The sequence below is a fragment of the Streptococcus sp. genome (genome assembly GCF_030528045.1).
Lineage (GTDB): Bacteria > Bacillota > Bacilli > Lactobacillales > Streptococcaceae > Streptococcus.
The window spans coordinates 1-17,213 of sequence record NZ_JAUMZR010000013.1; the positions used below are offsets into that span (position 1 = coordinate 1).

The window sequence follows — 17,213 nt, forward strand, 5'->3', positions numbered from 1 at the left end:
CAGGCAAGGTGTTATATCCCTCATTCCATTTGAAATCTTTTAGTTTTCGATAGACTGTAGAAGTTGAAATAGCCAGTTTAGAGGCGATATGGGTCAGAGGCTCTCTGTTTATTAATAGCTGAGCAATCTTTTGTCTGACGAGTTCGGAGATTTGACAATTTTTCTTAACGAGATTTGTTTCTGAAACGGTGACTTTATGACAGGATTTACACTGAAAACGTCTCTTTTTCAATCGAATGAGACTAGGATGGCCAGCAATTTCAATAAAGGGGATTTTAGACGGCTTTTGAAAATCATATTTGATTTGTATTCCCATGCAATGCTTACACTTGGGAGGCTGGTAGTCTAATGTAGCCATTAGCTCAATGTGAGTCTCATGTTTCAAGGCTTTGTTTAGGGTGATATTTTTGTCTTTCATTCCGATGAGTTGTGTGGTATGATGAATATGTTCCATAAGATCCTTTCTAATGATGGTTTGAGTGCTTTTCATTATAAGTCTTATGGGACTTTTTGTGTATTCAAAAAGCTCCATAATTTCCATAGTGGTTTTTACCCACTACAGATATTATAGAGCCCTTTTTATAAGCTTTTCTTCTTGAAAATAATCAGTCCACTGAAAGAGAAGAAAAGTATGACTGTTACGCAAACCGTGATGGTATAGAGAATAGCTTGACTATTAGTAGTCATAGCATAGGCAAAATCTAGAATTAAATATCGTAGAATTTCAATGTCTGGGAAAACAAGAATTGGAATAGAAACGACAATAGAGCTAATCAGATAACCAATAAATACAGCAAGATAAGAATGAGTTAGGTAGAGAATAAAGGAGACAATCGAAAGCCAAGCGAGTAGACATAAAAATTGAAGGGAAATCGTCAAGAGGAGATTAGTAACAAAACCATCAGGTATTGTACCAAGTCCATTTAGTAGAGTCGCGGGAATAAAGGCAATCACAAGACTGGTGATGAGTTGTAAGAGAGCGATACTTGCTAGAACAAAGAATTTAGCAAGGAAAAATTCTGTACGAGAAACGCCAACTGTCAAACTATTTTTATAAAGCTTACCGATTAGATCAACTCCAAGAACTAAACACACTAGAATAATACAGAGGAAAACGAGGTTTGAGCCGTTATTTGACGCGTTGATTAGAGATTCTATCCCATTGCAACCATGGGTAGGAAGCTCAGGTGGTGCTGCCTGAACTGACATTAGATGCCCTGTAGCGCCAATAGTAGCACCCAGTAACATAAGTACAAAGAGAATGAATTCTGTAATCCAGAATCCTTTGGGGCGGAAAAGACGGTAAAAATCTGCTTGAATGGTATGTATCATGATTTTTCTCCTATTCTACCAATTGGGTGAAGTATTCTTCTAGGTTTTGACGGGCAAAGTAAATCTCATCAATAGCAACATCGGACAAAGTTAGTTGCTTAAGAATCTGTTTGACATCTTGTTCATTACCAAAGATATGGATTTCATTTTCAGTATTGACAACCTTAAACTGGAGCTGGATTTGTTCTTTCAATACCTGACAAGCTCTTTCTTTATCGCTTGTTCTAAGCACAATATAATCCTCACTCAGTGTTTCAAACTCAGCTTTACTGATTTCACGGATAATCTTACCTTGATCCAGAATACCAAAGCGATTAGCTAGGAGATAGAGCTCTGACAAGATATGGCTAGAGATAAGGATAGTTATGCCTTTTTCTTGATTGAGTCGCTGGATCATGAGACGAAATTCTTTGATTCCAATTGGGTCGAGACCGTTAATAGGTTCATCAAGAATCAGGAAGTCGGGTTTTGATAGGAGGGCAATGGCGATTCCAAGTCTTTGTTTCATTCCTAGTGAGAAATCACGAAAGACTTTTTTTCCTGTATCTGACAAACCAACATAGTCTAAGGTCTCATGAATCACCCTATCAGCATTCGGAATATGGCGAATCATACAATAATATTTCAGATTCTGGTATGCTGTCAAGTGATTGTGAGCTACAGGTGATTCGATAACAGAACCCACTTGAGATAATGCCTTGGTCCACTCATTTTGTCCTTGACTAGAAAAGAGGGAAACTGTACCTTTGTCCGCAAACAATAATTGTGTAATGATTTTAATAAGAGTAGTTTTACCTGCTCCATTTTTTCCAATTAGACCATAAATATCTCCCTCTTTTATGCTTAGACTAAGATCTTGAAGAATAGCTTGGTTACCAAATTGTTTGGTCAGTCCATGAATTTCGAGTACTGTTTTCATGATTTTCTCCTTTTGATTTATTTTTCTAACTTTAGTATAAGCTATAGAAATCAAAGAAATATCAAGTAATTCTAAAGAGTTTCTAAAGTTTTGTGATTCTTAAAAAAAAACAAAACCCAGTTGACATGAACTGGGCTTTGTTGCTATAAAATATACTTCTCAATCGCACGCGCAACGCCGTCTTCTTCGTTGCTGGCTGTAACGTCATTAGCAAGGGATTTGACATGGTCACTGGCATTTCCCATTGCAATGCCCAGTCCTGCAAACTGAAGCATTTCGATATCGTTATTGGCATCGCCCATGGCCATAATCTCTGAGGGCTCGATCTTCAAAATCTCTGCTAGTCGAGAAAGAGCAGTAGCCTTTGTCGTTCCAAGTGGCATGGCTTCATAAATGACAGGCTGCGAACGAACACCGCTAAATCGTTGACAGAGTTCCTCAGCAAACCGCTGCTCAAAATCGTCTGTTTGCTCTTTGGTGCCCAAAAACATGCCTTGGAACATCCGATACTTGCCACTAGTCGCTTCTTCAAGAGAAATTTCAGTTAAGTCTGAAAAGACGAGCTTGGCATCATTTTGAACAATTTCATTAGGCTTACCACCGAGGACAAAATAATGTTTCTCATCAAAAAGAGTTAACTGGATGTCGCTTTTTTCTGCTAGGTCATAGAGGTATTCGATGTCAGCTGGACTGAGTTCTTGCCAGTCAACTAGCCCCCAGTCACTGGTCTGGTGAGTTGAACAACCGTTATTGACAATGACATACTCATTCTGAAGATCCAGACCCAGTTTTTTGTAGTAAGGAAGAACACCGAAAAGCGGGCGACCTGTACAAAGAACCAGTTTGACACCTTTTTCAATAGCTTGGTGAATGGCAGTGATGTGAGCTTGTGGGATTTCCTTGGCTTCGTTAAGGAGGGTTCCGTCCATATCCAAGGCTAGTAGTTTAATCATAAGACTTCCTTTTCTAGGTGTTTTGCTTTTATTATAGCATATAGACTATAAAATGTCTGACAGAATTGTAACATTTGACTTTCCTTTTCTTGAAAAACAAAGTAAATTCTTATATAATATGTATACTTAATATTCAAGGAGAAATAATGTCAAAGTATCACTTTAATTCAATTTACAAAAATGATGAAACAGAATCTACAGGTCTTCTGTTCATCAAAGTCTACAACAAGTGGGAAAGCAATTTAAAAAGAGTCTTGAAATCAGTTGGTCTCACTTTGCCTCAATTTATCGTTTTAACCTCGCTCTTGTTTTTGTCTAATAGAGAGGAATATGTAACGCAAGTTGATATTGCTCGGTTCACCGGTATGGATGTCATGACGGTTTCCCAGATTGTTAGGCTGCTGGAGAATAAGGACTACATTAGACGCGATCAACACCCAAAGGATAGTCGGGCAAAACTGGTCTCAGTGACGAAGTCTGGCGCGGAGAAGGTCAATCAAGCTTTACCTTTAGTAGAAGGGGTTGATGAAGAATTTTTTGATAAACTTTCTGAAGATAGAGAAAGTTTTAATCGCATGTTAGTAGAGTTGGAGGATAAAAATGCCTAGATATTGGGTTGGAGTTGTTTCAAAGAACCATGTTTTAAGAGGAGTTGAAGGGAATTTTTGTCAGGTCTGTCATGGAAAGGGCGGTCCCTTAAATCGTATGAAAAAAGGTGACTATCTTTTATACTATAGCCCAAAATACGATATGAACGGTCAAGACAAGTTACAGGCTTTTGTGGCCGTGGGTAAAATTATAGACGACAAGGCCTATCAAGTAGAGCAGTTCGAAGGATTCTTTCCCTTTAGACGAAATGTCGAGTATTATCAACCAGTCAAAGATTGCTCCATAGAAATAGCCAGACAACATCCTGAATGGAAAGATTATACTTCTCGACTCCGTTATGGGCATTTTGAAGTTTCCAAAGACTTTTTCCTCTATATCTTTCAGCATATGAAAGTGGATGATGAAGCATGATTGATTTCCTAGTTAAATGATTGTCAACTAGAATTTTGGATTTGGACTGTGAAGCGAACTTTGCTATAATAGAGTAAGAAACTTTGATAAAGCAAACGAGGCTGAGATGAAATTACTTTACACTGATATTCGGACTTCTTTGACTGAAATTTTAACGAGAGAGGCAGAAGAGCTAGTTGCTACAGGCAAGCGGGTTTTCTACATCGCCCCCAACTCTCTTTCTTTTGAAAAGGAACGCGCCGTGCTGGAATGCTTGTCCCAGCAGGCTTCTTTTGCGATTACCGTCACGCGTTTTGCTCAGATGGCTCGTTACCTAATCTTGAATGATTTACCAGCTAATACCAGTCTGGATGATATCGGTCTTGGGATGGTCTTTTACAAATGCCTTGCGGAACTGGATCCCAAGGACTTGCGTGTTTATGGTGCGATTAAGCAGGATACTCAATTTATCCAGCAGTTGGTTGAACTTTATCATGAGATAACGACTGCTCAGATGAATTTTTTGGACTTGGAAAGTTTGACGGATGAGGACAAGCGGGCAGACTTACTCTTGATTTTTGAGAAAGTGACTGCTTATCTCAATCAAAGCCAGTTGGCTCAGGGAAGTCAGTTGTCCCATTTGATTGAGGCTATTGAGAATGACAAGGTAAGCAGTGATTTCAGTCAGATTGCCTTGGTTATTGATGGATTTACTCGTTTTTCTGCCGAGGAAGAGCGTGTAGTGGATCTACTTCATCGCAAAGGTGCCGAGATTGTTATTGGGGCCTATGCAAGCAAGAAACCCTATACCAGTCCGTTCACTGAAGGGAATCTCTATCAAGCCAGTGTGGAATTTCTTCATCATTTGGGGGCAAAATACCAAACACCTGCTCAGGATCTTTCTCAGATACATGAGAAGATGGATTGTTTTGACAAGGCTTCTCGTTTGCTGGAGTCTTCTTATGATTTTTCAGAACTCGCTTTAGATGTCGACGAGAAAGACCGTGAAAATCTGCAAGTTTGGTCTTGTTTGACGCAAAAAGAGGAGTTGGAGTTAGTAGCGCGTAGCATTCGTCAGAAATTACATGACCATCCAGATCTGAGTTACAAGAATTTCCGTATTTTGCTGGGTGATGTGGCTTCTTACCAGTTATCGTTGAAAACTATTTTTGACCAGTACCAGATTCCTTTCTATCTTGGTAGAAGTGAATCCATGGCTCATCATCCTTTGACTCAGTATGTCGAATCTATTTTGCGTTTGAAACGCTACCGTTTTCGTCAGGAGGATTTGATTAATCTCCTCAGAACTGGTCTGTATACTGACTTTAGTCAGGCTGATATTGATGCTTTTGAGCAATATCTCCGCTACCTTGGCATCAATGGCTTGCCTGCTTTTCAGAAGACCTTCACCAAATCCCATCACGGAAAATTCGATTTGGAACGTTTGAACGCTATTCGTCTGCGAGTTTTGGCGCCACTTGAAACCTTATTTGCCAGTCGGAAGCAAAAGACTGAAAATCTCTTGCAAAAGTGGAATACTTTTCTAAAAAATGCTGCTTTAAGCAAGCAGATGCAAGAATTGACAGCTACCATGGAAGCTCTTGAACAGGAAAGACAAGCCGAAGTTTGGAAGGCGTTCGGTCATGTTTTAGAACAATTTGCGACCGTTTTCGCTGGTACACAAGTTAGTCTAGAGGATTTCCTAGCCTTGCTCCATTCTGGAATGAGTTTGTCCCAGTATCGCACCATTCCAGCAACTGTTGATACCGTTCTGGTGCAGAGTTACGATCTGATTGCCCCTCTGACCACTGACTTTGTCTACGCCATTGGGCTGACTCAGGATCATTTACCAAAAATCGCGCAAAATACCAGTCTTTTGACAGATGAAGAACGACAAAGCCTAAATCAAGCGACTGAAGAGGGTGCGCAATTACTGATTGCAAGTAGTGAAAACCTCAAGAAAAATCGCTACACCATGCTTTCTTTAGTCAATGCTGCCCGTAATCAGTTGATTTTGTCAGCTCCAAGTCTCCTCAATGAAAATGAGAGCAAGGAATCGGCCTATCTTCAGGAACTGGTGGGTTTTGGATTTAGCCGGATAGAGAAGAAGATTCATCAAAAAAGTCTGTCTAAGGATGATATGGGTTCTTATCACAGTCTCTTGTCTAGTCTAGTGGCCTATCATCAGCAGGGTGAGACGAGTGATACTGAGCAGGATTTGACTTTTGTCAAGGTACTAGCGCGTGTGATGGGGAAAAAACTTGATCAAAAAGGTCTTACAAATCCAGCACTCCCAACTAGTCCAAGCAGCAAGCCATTAGCTAAAGAGACCTTGCAGGCTCTCTATCCCGCTGACAAGGAGTTTTACCTGTCTACGTCTGGTTTGACGGAGTTTTACCGCAATGAATACAGTTATTTTCTCCGTTATGTCTTAGGTTTGCAGGAAGAATTGCGCCTTCGTCCTGATGCTCGCAGTCATGGGAATTTCTTGCATCGTATTTTTGAACATGCCTTGAAACTACCTGCTGAAAATTCCTTTGACCAGCGTTTGGAGCAAGCTATTCAAGAAACCAGTCAGGAACGCGAATTTGAAGCTATCTATCAGGAAAGTTTGGAAGCCCAGTTTACCAAGGAAATTCTTCTCGATGTCGCGCGAACTACGGGCCACATCCTTCGTCATAATCCAGCCATCGAAACTATCCAAGAGGAAGCAACATTTGGCGGCAAAGATCAGGCCTTTATTCAATTGGATAATGGTCGGAGTGTCCATGTTCGAGGCAAGGTTGACCGCATTGACCGCCTGAAAGCAGATGGCGCGATAGGAGTGGTGGACTACAAGTCTAGTCTGACTCAGTTCCAGTTTCCTCATTTCTTTAATGGGCTTAATTCCCAACTGCCTACCTATCTTGCTGCCCTAAAAAGAGAAGGGGAGCAGAACTTTTTCGGTGCCATGTACTTGGAAATGGCTGAACCTGTCCAATCTTTATCATCTGTTAAAAGTTTGGCTGGAGCAGTAGCAGAAGCCGGCAAGTCTATGAAATACCAGGGACTCTTTTTAGAGAAAGAAAGCAGTCACTTGGGCGAATTTTACAACAAAAACAAGGCCAACCAGTTGACGGATGAGGAATTCCAGATCCTACTGGACTACAATGCCCATCTTTACAAGAAAGCAGCTGAGAAGATTTTAGCAGGCCAGTTCGCCATCAATCCCTATACCGAAAATGGCAGAAGCATTGCCCCGTACGTCCAGCAACACCAAGCCATCACAGGTTTTGAAGCAAATTACCACTTGGGACAAGCCCGTTTCCTTGAGAAATTAGAGTTGTCTGACGGCAAACGTCTGGTCGGAGAAAAACTCAAGCAAGCTTGGTTTGAGAAAATGAGAGAGGAGTTGAATCGATGAAGCCCATTTCCTTTTTAACTGAGGAAGAAATTCAAAAATTGCAAGAAGCAGAAGCGAATTCGAGCAAGGAACAGAAGAAAACGGCCGAGCAAATCGAAGCCATTTATACAGCAGGGCAAAATATCCTTGTTTCAGCGTCTGCTGGTTCAGGGAAAACCTTTGTTATGGCCGAGCGTATTCTGGACCAATTAGCACGTGGCGTGGAAATCAGCCAACTCTTTATCTCAACCTTTACCGTCAAGGCTGCGACCGAACTCAAAGAACGTTTGGAGAAAAAAATCAGCCAACAAATCCAAGAAACCGATGATGTTGATCTCAAACAACACTTGGGACGTCAGTTGGCAGACCTGCCAAACGCTGCCATCGGAACCATGGACTCTTTCACACAAAAATTCCTTGGCAAACATGGCTATCTGATTGATATCGCACCGAATTTCCGTATTCTACAAAATGAAAGTGAACAGTTACTCTTAAAAAACGAAGTTTTTCATCAGGTTTTTGAAGCCCATTACCAAGGTGAAAATAAAGAAAACTTTAGTCGCTTGGTCAAGAACTTTGCTGGACGAGGTAAGGATGAACGAGGTCTGCGCCAGCAAGTCTACAAAATCTATGATTTTCTTCAATCCACCAGCAGTCCACAAAAATGGTTGAGTAACTCTTTCCTCAAAGGATTTGAAACAGCTGACTTTGTAATTGAAAAAGACAAATTAACTGAGCAAATCAAACAGGCGCTCCGGGATTTGGAAAGTTTCCTCCGTTATCATCTGGATAACGATGCAAAGGAGTTTCCAAAAGCTACCTATTTAGAAGCTGTGCAACAGGTTCTGGATGAAATTAGCTCCTTAAATCAAGAGTCCGATAGCCAGGCTTATCAAGCAGTGCTTGCGCGTATTGTCGCCATCTCTAAGGAGAAAAATGGTCGAGCTCTGACTAACTCCAGTCGTAAGGCCGAATTGAAGCCACTGGCTGATGCCTATAACGATGAGAGAAAGGCCCAGTTTGCTAAACTAGGACAACTGGCGGACCAGATAACCATTCTCGACTATCAAGAGCGTTATCATGAAGACACCTGGGAGCTAGCTAAAACCTTCCAAACCTTTATGAGTGATTTTGTGGAGACTTATCGTGAACGTAAACGCCAGGAAAATGCTTTTGAATTTGCTGATATCAGTCATTTCACCATTGAGATTTTAGAGAATTTCCCACAAGTCCGCGAGGCTTATCAGGAACGATTCCACGAAGTCATGGTCGATGAGTATCAGGATACCAACCACATTCAAGAACGAATGCTGGAATTGCTGTCGAATGATCACAATCGCTTTATGGTGGGAGATATCAAGCAGTCCATCTACCGTTTCCGTCAGGCAGATCCTCAGATCTTCAATGAAAAATTCCAATGCTATGCGCAAAATCCCCAAGAAGGCAAATTGATTCTCCTCAAGGAAAATTTCCGTAGTAGTTCAGAAGTGCTGTCAGCAACTAATGATGTTTTTGCACGCCTTATGGACCAAGAAGTCGGCGAAATTAACTACGACAGTATGCACCAGCTTGTCTTTGCCAATACCAAACTGACTTCTAATCCAGACAACAAGGCAGAATTTCTCCTCTACGATAAGGACGATAGTGGGCAAGAAGAGGAAGAGAGTCAGGCAGACACGAAACTCACTGGGGAAATGCGCCTAGTTATCAAGGAAATCTTGAAACTCCATCAGGAAAAAGGTGTTGCCTTCAAAGAAATTGCCCTTTTGACTTCCAGTCGTAGTCGAAATGACCAGATTCTCCTCGCCCTGTCTGAGTACGGAATTCCAGTTAAAACCGACGGTGAGCAAAACAATTATCTCCAATCCCTAGAAGTACAAGTCATGCTAGACACCCTGCGTGTCATTCACAATCCCCTGCAAGACTATGCCTTGGTTGCCCTTATGAAGTCTCCTATGTTTGGTTTTGATGAGGACGAGTTGGCACGCTTATCCCTTCAGAAAGTAGAAGATAATGTCCAAGAAAACCTCTATGAGAAACTGGTCAATGCTCAAAAACAGGCAACAAGTAAGAAAAACTTGATTTATACAGCTCTAGCTGAAAAACTCAATCAATTCTTGGATATTTTGGATTCTTGGCGCTTGTATGCCAAAACTCATTCTCTCTATGACTTGATTTGGAAGATTTATAATGACCGTTTTTATTATGACTATGTTGGGGCTTTGCCGAACGGACCTGCTAGACAGGCCAATCTCTATGCCCTAGCGCTACGTGCTGATCAGTTTGAAAAGAGCAATTTCAAGGGCTTGTCTCGTTTTATTCGTATGATTGACCAAGTCTTAGAAGCCCAGCACGATCTCGCAAGCGTTGCCGTCGCTCCGCCAAAAGATGCAGTGGAGCTCATGACCATTCACAAGAGCAAAGGTCTGGAGTTTCCTTATGTCTTTATCCTCAACATGGATCAGGACTTCAACAAGCAAGACTCGATGTCAGACGTTATTCTCAGTCGTCAAAATGGGCTTGGTGTCAAATACATTGCCAAGGTGGAAACAGGAGCAGTGGAAGCACACTATCCTAAAACCATTAAACTCTCTATTCCTAGCTTAACTTATACGCAGAATGAGAAAGAACTGCAATTGTCTAGCTATTCAGAGCAGATGCGTCTGCTGTATGTTGCCATGACGAGGGCGGAGAGAAAACTTTATCTTGTCGGTAAGGGGTCTCGTGAAAAGCTAGAAGCCAAGGAATACCCGGCAGCAAACAATGGAAAATTAGATGGCAATACCAGACTGCAAGCAAGAAATTTCCAAGATTGGATCTGGGCTATCAGTAAAGTATTTGCCAAGGACAATCTCAACTTTAGCTATCGTTTTATTGGTGAAGAGCAGTTGACTAGAGAAGCTATCGGAGAGTTGGAAAACAAGAGTCCTCTACAAGATAGCTCTCAAGCAGACAATCGCCAGTCAGAAACTATCAAAGAAGCTTTGGAAATGCTGAAAGAGGTGGAAGTTTATAATACTCTTCACCGCGCAGCCATTGAACTACCAAGTGTTCAAACCCCAAGCCAAATCAAGAAATTCTACGAACCCGTTATGGATATGGAAGGGGTAGAAATTGCTAACCAAACTCCATCACCGGAAAAGCGAATCAGCTTTGATTTACCAGATTTTTCAACTAAAGAAAAGGTAACAGGAGCTGAGATTGGTAGTGCTACCCACGAACTGATGCAAAGAATTGACCTTAGTCAGCAACCAACACTTGCTAGTCTGGCAGAAACTCTCAAACAAGTTCAGACTAGTCCAGCTGTTAGGGAAAAGATCAATCTTTCTAAAATTCTCGCCTTCTTTGAAACACCACTTGGTCAGGAGATTCTCGCTAATACCGACCATCTCTACCGCGAGCAACCTTTCTCCATGCTCAAAAAAGATCAAAAGAGTCAGGAAGACTTCGTTGTTCGTGGGATCTTGGACGGCTATCTGCTTTATAAGGATCGTATCGTTCTTTTCGACTACAAGACAGACCGTTACGATGAACCAAGTCAACTCATAGACCGCTATCGTGGTCAGTTAGCCCTATACGGAGAGGCCTTATCACGAGCTTATTTGATTGAAAATATTGAGAAATACTTGATTTTACTCGGTAAAGACGAGGTTCAGGTTGTAAAAGTATAACCTAGAAAGGAAACCTCATGACTCTTCCAGTTAGAAAATCCCTGCATGATGCGGTTTTACAGGCTTCAAAAGCCGATACTTGGGATCAAGCTACCAAGGAATGGAATGAAGTTTCCTTGATTTTTAATGGTATTGGCCGTAGTAATTGTGTTTGCGGGAATGCCATAAAATACGCCTACGAACTCTTTAACGGAGTTACAGGCCAACGTCTCTTTCCTATAGGAAGCGACTGTGTTCGCCATTTTCATAGACTGACTTTAGACCAGCAACTCGAAGAGGAAGAAAAACTGCTCAGAAAAGTTGAAAATCTAACCAGAAAGGCTCAGAAAAAGTTGAAAATCAAGGTCAATAAAAGCGATTTTGACGAGCGACTTTTAAAATGGTTTTGGGAGAAAGGTGTTTTCAAAGCCAATCGTGGCAATCAATTCGCGCCTGAGAGAGGCTATCAGCTCTTCCTAGAGGTCTTTCAAGGCGGAAGTTGGACCAAGGCAGATCCAAAGAAGAAGGCTCGTATGGAAGAAGTGCTGGAAAAGTGTATCAAACCTTTTTTACTTGGTAAGACTGATGACCAACTCTACCTTGTCAAACTAGGCAAGGAGAAAATCGACTACGAGCAGCATTTACGGATTCAAGCAGATAAAGAACGCAAGAAAAGAGATAAAATCGCCAAGCAATACGCTGACAACCTCATTCTTGCTATGAGACCTGCAGAACGAGCCTATCAAGATTACTTTGGCTTTACAGAAACCTTGACCCAAGAAGAACGAAAATGGGAGAAAATCCTCTTTGGAAAAAATAGAGACGAACGGGCTATCAAGGCTAAGCAAAACCAGAAGGAGCTTGAAAAGGATCAGCGAATTGCAAACCAAGATCTGATTGAACGAAAGCAGAAGCAGACCTGGCTTCTTAATTCCTATTTTCGGGATTTGCCTGATGAAAAAGCTAGATTTTCTCGGCTTCTATTAGAATATCGAAAAAGTAGAGAAGTACCCTTTTCAGATGAAAACTTATCTGAGCATCTCATCGACTTTTTCTACAAGATGAAAGCCTTTGAGTTTGAAATTGCATCAGAACAAGTCCGCGATTTTCTAAAAGAATGCCTTCAGGAAGAACATCTATCATCTGCACAAGAAAGCTGGATTAGAGGGATTCTACTCAATTGTCTTCATCCGTTTTTAGATAGGTTGCTCATATAGAAAAAAATCCTACCTTGTCTATGCATGGTAGGATTTAAGTATCACCAAAGATGTACTGGTAAAGTTGGACGACTTTCTGAAAACATTGTGTGTCCATTCTTGTTATTTTTTGAGCATTACGCATCCGAAAATCAAAGGTATACAGTTGAAATGGATTGACCTTGTCTGACGAGACAGGAACGAGCAAGCCTTTTTCAGCCAAACGTTGTTGGCCATGAGTGATAGGACAGACAGCTACAAAACCAGTTTGCAAGGCATATTCTCTCCTAGAAACTACCAAGGCAGGTCGCCGTTTCTGGATTTCCCGACCGACTGATGGATCAAAGTCCAGCCAAATGATATCCTGCTTTTCAGGAATATAGTCAGATTTCGCTATCAAGTGACCTTACCCCTTCAAAATCGTTTGTCATTCTCAAATCAGTAATCCCATCAAAAGGATCTTTCAGTTTTGGAGCTAAGACAATGACTCCGTCAATCCCTTTGTAGACGACCATTTCTTGACCTTCTGTCATACCTAAATTTTTAGGAATGGTCACAGTGAGAGAATTCCCCACCTTCCGAGTCTTTACTGTATTCATTACTCTACCTCCACGAATTAGTATACACTAAGTATATACCTGTTGGCAAAAAAAGTCAAGTAAATCCTGACTGGCATCAAGGATGTTTCGCACCTATACTATTTGTCATTTATTGTGGTCAAAGCCTGTGCAAAAGTTCCTCATTTATGATAGAATAGGTAGTAAGAAAGAAAACGTTTTTACTACGTTTTTTTTAGTCGGAAGGGGAAAATATTATGGCTACTATTCAATGGTTTCCGGGCCACATGTCTAAGGCTCGGCGGCAAGTTCAGGAGAATTTAAAATTTGTTGATTTTGTGACGATTTTGGTGGATGCTCGGCTACCTTTATCTAGTCAAAATCCTATGTTAACTAAGATTGTGGGGGATAAACCAAAACTCTTGATTTTGAACAAGGCAGACCTTGCTGATCCCGCAATGACCAAAGAATGGCGTCAGTATTTTGAATCACAGGGAATCCAAACTCTGGCTATCAACTCCAAAGAGCAAGTAACTGTAAAAGTTGTTACTGATGCTGCTAAAAAGCTCATGGCTAATAAGATTGCACGCCAGAAAGAACGCGGTATCAAGATCGAAACCTTGCGGACCATGATTATCGGAATTCCAAATGCCGGTAAGTCAACTCTCATGAACCGTTTGGCTGGGAAAAAGATTGCGGTTGTCGGCAATAAACCAGGTGTTACCAAGGGGCAACAGTGGCTCAAAACCAATAAAGATCTTGAAATCCTAGACACGCCAGGGATTCTCTGGCCTAAGTTCGAAGACGAAACCGTTGCTTTGAAACTAGCCTTGACTGGAGCAATTAAAGATCAACTACTCCCAATGGATGAAGTGACCATTTTTGGTCTCAATTATTTCAAAAAACACTATCCAGAAAAGCTTGCTGAACGCTTCAAACAAATGAAGATAGAAGAAGAAGCGCCTGTTATTATTATGGATATGACACGTGCCCTCGGTTTCCGAGACGACTACGACCGCTTTTACAGCCTCTTCGTCAAGGAAGTCCGTGATGGAAAACTCGGTAACTATACCTTAGATACATTGGATGACATCGATGACGACGATTAAAGAAATCAAAGACCTTCTTGCCACTGTCAAAGAATTAGACAATCCCCTTTTTCCTGAACTGGAAAAAGATCCTCGTTCTGGAGTTCAAAAGGAAATCAACAAGCGTAAAAAAGCCATTCAGGCTGAACTGGATGAAGACCTTCGCCTAGAGTCCATGCTTTCCTACGAAAAAGAGCTTTACAAGCAAGGATTGACCCTAATTGCAGGTGTTGATGAGGTTGGACGTGGTCCTCTTGCTGGCCCTGTAGTTGCTGTAGCTGTTATTTTACCTAAAAATTGTAAGATTAAAGGCCTCAACGATAGCAAAAAGATCCCCAAAAAGAAACATCTGGAGATTTATCAAGCTGTTCAAGACCAAGCTTTATCAATTGGGATTGGTATCATGGATAATCAGGTCATCGACCAAGTCAATATCTATGAAGCTAACAAACTAGCCATGAAGGAAGCAATCTCCCAGCTCAGTCCGCAACCTGAGCACCTCTTGATAGATGCCATGAAACTGGAGTTACCAATTTCACAAACCTCCATTATCAAAGGAGATGCCAACTCCCTCTCCATCGCAGCTGCATCTATAGTGGCCAAGGTGACACGGGATGAATTGATGAAGGAATACGATCAGCAATATCCCGGCTATGATTTTACAGCTAATGCAGGATACGGGACAGCTAAACATCTAGAAGGACTAGAAAAACTAGGTGTCACCCCAATTCACCGAACCAGTTTTGAACCAGTCAAAACACTGGTTTCACCTAAGAAAGACAAGTAAGAGGAAATGATTATGGAGGAACAGTCAGAAACACTCAGTTCTAAGAAAGAATTTGCCTTTGCCTCAAGCACCATATTATCCCAAGTTGGACGAGGAATCATTGTTGGTCTCGTCGTCGGGCTAATCGTCGGATCCTTTCGTTTCTTAATCGAAAAGGGCTTCCATCTGATACAAGGACTCTATCAAGAACCAGCGCACCTAGTGCGCAATCTTTTTATCATTGGTCTATTTTATGTATTCGTTTGCTGGCTCAGTGCGAAACTAACTCGGTCAGAAAAAGATATCAAGGGTTCAGGAATTCCTCAAGTCGAAGCCGAACTAAAGGGACTGATGACTCTAAATTGGTGGAGTGTCCTTTGGAAAAAATATATTCTAGGCATTCTTGCTATTGCAAGTGGCCTTATGCTAGGTCGAGAAGGGCCAAGTATTCAACTTGGAGCAGTTGGTGGTAAAGGTATAGCCAAGTGGCTCAAATCTAGCCCAGTAGAGGAACGTTCCCTGATTGCCAGTGGAGCTGCTGCAGGTTTAGCGGCTGCCTTTAATGCACCAATTGCAGGTCTCCTCTTTGTTGTAGAAGAAGTCTATCACCATTTTTCCCGCTTTTTTTGGGTCTCAACTCTAGCAGCCAGTCTCGTAGCAAACTTTGTTTCTCTGCTCATATTTGGCCTAACACCCGTACTAGATATGCCAGACAACATTCCTCTCATGACCCTAGACCAGTATTGGATTTACCTCTTTATGGGAGTTTTTCTCGGACTTTCTGGTTTTCTCTATGAGAAGGCTGTACTCAATGTTGGTCGAATTTATGACTGGATTGGTCAAAAAATTCATTTGGATAAAGCTTATTATCCAATCCTAGCCTTTATCCTTATCATACCAGTCGGGATTTTCTTGCCACAAATTCTTGGTGGTGGAAATCAGCTGGTTCTTTCCTTAACTGAGCAAAATTTTAGTTTCCAAGTTCTATTAGCTTACTTTTTGATCCGCTTTGTTTGGAGTATGATTAGTTATGGAAGTGGCCTCCCAGGAGGAATTTTCCTACCCATTTTAGCGCTTGGTTCCTTACTTGGTGCCCTAGTTGGTGTCATTTGTGTGAATATTGGACTTGTCAGTCAGGAGCAATTCCCTATATTTGTCATTTTGGGAATGAGTGGCTACTTTGGAGCAATATCAAAAGCTCCCTTAACCGCTATGATTCTGGTAACCGAAATGGTAGGTGACATTCGCAATCTCATGCCACTTGGATTGGTAACCCTAGTTGCCTATATCATCATGGATTTACTTAAAGGTGCGCCAGTCTATGAGGCCATGCTAGAAAAAATGCTGCCAGAAGAAGCGACAGATGAAGGAGAAATCACCCTCATTGAAATCCCTGTATCAGATAAAATAGCAGGAAAACAGGTTCACGAGCTCAACTTGCCACATAACGTACTCATTACCACCCAAGTCCATAATGGCAAAAGCCAAACCGTTAACGGCTCAACTAGAATGTATCTGGGTGATATGATTCACCTGGTGATTCCAAAAAGTGAAATTGGGAAAGTCAAAGATTTGTTGTTGTAAGTTTTTTACATAATTTATTTTACGTAAAATATTATTGAAAGGATTCTCAATGAAAAGAAATAAGGCAATTGCAGTATATTTGCTAGGCGTATTTAGCCAAATAGTATCAGTTTGTCTCCTTTTCTTTCTCTTGAATCATTTTTCTATTCATTCCAATCTATTAACTATTTTAGGAATCATTGTTGGTGGGATTTCCTCAGCTCTTTGGGGAATAATTGTTGCAAATCACTATTTTCATATTCCTTTTAAGAAGATCGTTAACGATTTTTTTAACATTCATACCAGTTATAAACACTATTTATTATCTTTTTTCCTTATTATCCTTGATTTTTCTTTTCTAATGTTTAGTGGAAAAATAGTAGAATTTAGCTGGTATCTCCCATTTTTGATGTTCTTCAAATTTATTGTCTTTGGTGGTTATTTGGATTGCTGTCGAATTCTTTCATACTCTCAACTCTTTATAACAAAACAAAGAATCTCTGGATTTGCGTTATGACACATTCGATCATTAACGTCTTGTCTCAGCTAACCATAGACACTGATCGATACGAAACCTACCTGCTTAAAATCTTCATCATCTTGGTATCCTGCTATATGGTAGTACATAAAAAAGATGAGTATAGTTGGTATAAATAAAATTAAATATAAACCTTAAACCAAATCAAAAAAGATTTGGTTTTTTAAGAATTAGAAATCTGATTTTCAGTATATAGTATGATTTTTACCCCCCCCTACTTTGTTAAGAATGATTAGAATATATTGTATAATAAGAAAAAGGAGAAAAGCA

14 protein-coding genes and 1 pseudogene are annotated in these 17,213 nt (G+C 40.9%); 9 read left to right on the forward strand and 6 right to left on the reverse strand.

The features are described from left to right. The 4 genes from Q4A91_RS03620 to Q4A91_RS03635 all read right to left on the reverse strand — a co-directional run. A partial coding sequence (locus Q4A91_RS03620) for a helix-turn-helix domain-containing protein (RefSeq protein ID WP_303207460.1) occupies nucleotides 1-454 on the reverse strand: 454 nt, incomplete at its 3' end. Between the two features lie 125 nt (nucleotides 455-579). Next, on the reverse strand, nucleotides 580-1,332 hold the full coding sequence (locus tag Q4A91_RS03625) for a hypothetical protein (protein WP_303207461.1): 753 nt from the start codon (nucleotides 1,330-1,332) through the stop codon (nucleotides 580-582). 10 nt (nucleotides 1,333-1,342) lie between these two features. Beyond that, on the reverse strand, nucleotides 1,343-2,251 hold the full coding sequence (locus tag Q4A91_RS03630; protein ID WP_303207463.1) for an ABC transporter ATP-binding protein: 909 nt from the start codon (nucleotides 2,249-2,251) through the stop codon (nucleotides 1,343-1,345). A gap of 143 nt (nucleotides 2,252-2,394) precedes the next feature. Further along, the gene (locus tag Q4A91_RS03635) at nucleotides 2,395-3,204 is read right to left on the reverse strand and encodes a Cof-type HAD-IIB family hydrolase (RefSeq protein WP_303207465.1); all 810 of its coding nucleotides are present in this window, start codon (nucleotides 3,202-3,204) and stop codon (nucleotides 2,395-2,397) included. Between the two features lie 146 nt (nucleotides 3,205-3,350). On the opposite strand from Q4A91_RS03635, the gene Q4A91_RS03640 reads away from it, so the two are divergent. From Q4A91_RS03640 to Q4A91_RS03660, 5 genes are all read left to right on the forward strand, one after another. Next, nucleotides 3,351-3,812 (forward strand): MarR family winged helix-turn-helix transcriptional regulator, encoded by a 462-nt coding sequence (locus Q4A91_RS03640; protein WP_303207466.1) that lies wholly within the window; start codon nucleotides 3,351-3,353, stop codon nucleotides 3,810-3,812. Next, the gene (locus Q4A91_RS03645; RefSeq protein ID WP_084851227.1) at nucleotides 3,805-4,224 is read left to right on the forward strand and encodes an EVE domain-containing protein; all 420 of its coding nucleotides are present in this window, start codon (nucleotides 3,805-3,807) and stop codon (nucleotides 4,222-4,224) included. Before Q4A91_RS03640 ends, Q4A91_RS03645 begins: the two co-directional genes overlap by 8 nt. A 106-nt stretch (nucleotides 4,225-4,330) precedes the next feature. Further along, the gene (gene rexB, locus Q4A91_RS03650) at nucleotides 4,331-7,606 is read left to right on the forward strand and encodes an ATP-dependent nuclease subunit B (RefSeq protein WP_303207468.1); all 3,276 of its coding nucleotides are present in this window, start codon (nucleotides 4,331-4,333) and stop codon (nucleotides 7,604-7,606) included. Then, nucleotides 7,603-11,256: a helicase-exonuclease AddAB subunit AddA gene (addA, locus tag Q4A91_RS03655; RefSeq protein ID WP_303207470.1), complete on the forward strand. Its 3,654-nt coding sequence runs from the start codon at nucleotides 7,603-7,605 to the stop codon at nucleotides 11,254-11,256. The genes rexB and addA overlap by 4 nt, the downstream gene beginning before the upstream one ends. Nucleotides 11,257-11,273: 17 nt before the next feature. Next, a complete protein-coding gene (locus Q4A91_RS03660) occupies nucleotides 11,274-12,452 on the forward strand; it encodes a hypothetical protein (RefSeq protein WP_303207471.1) in 1,179 nt (392 codons plus the stop codon). A gap of 34 nt (nucleotides 12,453-12,486) precedes the next feature. Here Q4A91_RS03660 and Q4A91_RS03665 read toward each other — a convergent pair whose 3' ends face one another. Then, nucleotides 12,487-12,831, reverse strand: a complete 345-nt coding sequence (locus Q4A91_RS03665) for a type II toxin-antitoxin system PemK/MazF family toxin (protein ID WP_303207473.1) — start codon at nucleotides 12,829-12,831, stop codon at nucleotides 12,487-12,489. Beyond that, nucleotides 12,815-13,030, reverse strand: a complete 216-nt coding sequence (locus tag Q4A91_RS03670) for an AbrB family transcriptional regulator (RefSeq protein ID WP_001098942.1) — start codon at nucleotides 13,028-13,030, stop codon at nucleotides 12,815-12,817. The genes Q4A91_RS03665 and Q4A91_RS03670 overlap by 17 nt, the downstream gene beginning before the upstream one ends. 215 nt (nucleotides 13,031-13,245) lie before the next feature. On the opposite strand from Q4A91_RS03670, the gene ylqF reads away from it, so the two are divergent. From ylqF to Q4A91_RS03690, 4 genes and pseudogenes are all read left to right on the forward strand, one after another. Beyond that, entirely contained in the window at nucleotides 13,246-14,097 is an 852-nt protein-coding gene (gene ylqF / locus Q4A91_RS03675) for a ribosome biogenesis GTPase YlqF (protein ID WP_303207476.1), read from the forward strand. Continuing rightward, the gene (locus tag Q4A91_RS03680) at nucleotides 14,084-14,863 is read left to right on the forward strand and encodes a ribonuclease HII (RefSeq protein WP_303207478.1); all 780 of its coding nucleotides are present in this window, start codon (nucleotides 14,084-14,086) and stop codon (nucleotides 14,861-14,863) included. Before ylqF ends, Q4A91_RS03680 begins: the two co-directional genes overlap by 14 nt. A 12-nt stretch (nucleotides 14,864-14,875) precedes the next feature. Next, nucleotides 14,876-16,426: a ClC family H(+)/Cl(-) exchange transporter gene (locus Q4A91_RS03685; protein ID WP_303207480.1), complete on the forward strand. Its 1,551-nt coding sequence runs from the start codon at nucleotides 14,876-14,878 to the stop codon at nucleotides 16,424-16,426. 49 nt (nucleotides 16,427-16,475) lie between these two features. Then, nucleotides 16,476-17,062: pseudogene (locus Q4A91_RS03690) on the forward strand (CPBP family intramembrane glutamate endopeptidase). Nucleotides 17,063-17,213: the final 151 nt, after the last annotated feature.

What these genes read in the sequence shown, in the direction of transcription:
- Q4A91_RS03660 (WP_303207471.1), top strand. Translation starts at nt 11,274, where the DNA reads ATGACTCTTCCAGTTAGAAAATCCCTGCATGATGCGGTTTTACAGGCT.
- ylqF (WP_303207476.1), top strand. Translation starts at nt 13,246, where the DNA reads ATGGCTACTATTCAATGGTTTCCGGGCCACATGTCTAAGGCTCGGCGG.
- Q4A91_RS03630 (WP_303207463.1), bottom strand. Translation starts at nt 2,251, where the DNA reads ATGAAAACAGTACTCGAAATTCATGGACTGACCAAACAATTTGGTAAC.
- Q4A91_RS03645 (WP_084851227.1), top strand. Translation starts at nt 3,805, where the DNA reads ATGCCTAGATATTGGGTTGGAGTTGTTTCAAAGAACCATGTTTTAAGA.
- Q4A91_RS03625 (WP_303207461.1), bottom strand. Translation starts at nt 1,332, where the DNA reads ATGATACATACCATTCAAGCAGATTTTTACCGTCTTTTCCGCCCCAAA.
- Q4A91_RS03635 (WP_303207465.1), bottom strand. Translation starts at nt 3,204, where the DNA reads ATGATTAAACTACTAGCCTTGGATATGGACGGAACCCTCCTTAACGAA.
- Q4A91_RS03670 (WP_001098942.1), bottom strand. Translation starts at nt 13,030, where the DNA reads ATGAATACAGTAAAGACTCGGAAGGTGGGGAATTCTCTCACTGTGACC.
- Q4A91_RS03685 (WP_303207480.1), top strand. Translation starts at nt 14,876, where the DNA reads ATGGAGGAACAGTCAGAAACACTCAGTTCTAAGAAAGAATTTGCCTTT.
- addA (WP_303207470.1), top strand. Translation starts at nt 7,603, where the DNA reads ATGAAGCCCATTTCCTTTTTAACTGAGGAAGAAATTCAAAAATTGCAA.
- Q4A91_RS03640 (WP_303207466.1), top strand. Translation starts at nt 3,351, where the DNA reads ATGTCAAAGTATCACTTTAATTCAATTTACAAAAATGATGAAACAGAA.
- Q4A91_RS03680 (WP_303207478.1), top strand. Translation starts at nt 14,084, where the DNA reads ATGACGACGATTAAAGAAATCAAAGACCTTCTTGCCACTGTCAAAGAA.
- rexB (WP_303207468.1), top strand. Translation starts at nt 4,331, where the DNA reads ATGAAATTACTTTACACTGATATTCGGACTTCTTTGACTGAAATTTTA.